General features: G+C 44.9%; 1 pseudogene. It reads right to left on the bottom strand.

The window, feature by feature from the left end:
* Positions 1-160: 160 nt before the first annotated feature.
* A pseudogene (locus AB4232_RS15320) lies at positions 161-1,175 on the bottom strand (hypothetical protein); the annotation flags it as partial.

Here is a 1,175-nt window from a genome sequence, read left to right as displayed (position 1 = left end):
ATATTAACGAGGCTCAAAGGCGAGTGACTGAATCGCTTCTTCTCTCGCCAGTTACTGTTACAACGACTGTTACCACTCTATAACTACCACCACAACTACAGCTGACCCTTTCGGGCAATATCCAATTTACTATTCGCAACAGAAGCGTAATTTTTGAAGGCTAAACTTGAGGTTCTAAGATCAGCAAGCTGCCCTTTTGTGCGTGTTTTTTTGTTTTCTTCCTGTCTTTAAAGCGTGCATTAGCGGCTATTTCAACTCCTAGCTGGGCATTGGTCAATGCGTCGTCACTGTTATCCGTTGAGCTTAAATAGGCGGCTTCAAGTTCTGGTGGTCTGAACAAATTCGGCAGAGTCCCCCTCATTCCATCAATGTCAGATTCAGTAAAGTCTGTGATAACAGAAATTCGCCATAATTCTTCAGCAAGCAACTTATAGCTTTGATCTAATAAAATCATATAAGTGTGGGCTTTATTCTGACATCGGCCAAGTGCAACTATGTTGACACTGCGGTCATATTTTTCATTTTTACGCTTTTGATAAGCTTTTGTTGTTAAATGGGAGGCTAATTTATCCCACAGCAAAACCTTTAGGAGAAGGGGATTAACCATGGTATCCGCCTCTACATCAGTACCTATACCTGCTGTTAAGCCGGCAGCCGCTCTCACTTTAATATCGCCGCTACCGCGTACAACAGCCTCAAGTGCCGCGTTTATTCCAGCGCCGGCACTTACCGAAGCTTCAATTTTAAAACGTGCAGCATCAATACTGCGCGCTTTAAAAACGGCTGTTGTCGATCCCTTCGCTTTAGCACCGATAAAAGCACTACCACCGATAGCGCCGACAATAAACTCATCAGCTCCGAGGATATTACTGCTGTTGAATGCTCCGTTTACCTGAGCTTTAACTTCCGCGCCGACAAATAAGGACGCTTCGCTTTGTAGAGCAAATAACTGTCCAATACTCAGTTCATGGCTGACTTCAACCATTACGCCAAATTTTGCCGCCAGTTCAAGGTTAACCCCGATATCGATGCCAGGGATCAACTGCATTGGTGCAAAACCATTACGATTTTCAAGCTCAGCCTGTGAAAAGTTGGTTTCTTTTCCCAATCCTTGGCTAACACCGGCATTGCCTGTTATGCCTATTTCCGGCTTGCCCGCCCGCCCCTTCATAATC

Origin of the sequence: Vibrio sp. 10N.286.46.A8, from assembly GCF_041470165.1 — a bacterium.
In the GTDB taxonomy this organism is placed as follows: domain Bacteria; phylum Pseudomonadota; class Gammaproteobacteria; order Enterobacterales; family Vibrionaceae; genus Vibrio; species Vibrio tasmaniensis_A.
This window is presented reverse-complemented; position numbering and strand designations above follow the sequence as displayed.